We start from the raw sequence: 235 nt of genomic DNA, 5'->3' as shown, positions 1-235 counted from the left end.
GCACAACCGGCCGATGACGGGTGAGGCGGGGTGGGGCTGGCTCGCCTCCGGCGTCTCACTGATCTCGATCACGCTCGGCACGCTCTATCAGCGCCGCTACTGCAATGCGATCGACTGGCGCGCCGGCGAGCAATGGTTCTGGGACACGCTGGTCGACGCCGATGCCGGCTCCAACCCGGCGAACTGGCAATGGGTTGCGGGCTCCGGCGCCGATGCCGCGCCCTATTTCCGCGTC

General features: G+C 68.9%; 1 pseudogene. It reads left to right on the top strand.

The annotated features are described in order from the left end of the window. Positions 1–109: 109 nt before the first annotated feature. A pseudogene (locus tag FNJ47_RS55340) lies at positions 110–235 on the top strand (FAD-binding domain-containing protein); the annotation flags it as partial.

The organism is Bradyrhizobium uaiense, from assembly GCF_010811875.1.
Classification (GTDB): Bacteria; Pseudomonadota; Alphaproteobacteria; order Rhizobiales; family Xanthobacteraceae; genus Bradyrhizobium; species Bradyrhizobium uaiense.
The sequence above is the reverse complement of the archived record's forward strand: the minus strand, read 5'-3'. Positions and strand labels throughout refer to the sequence as shown.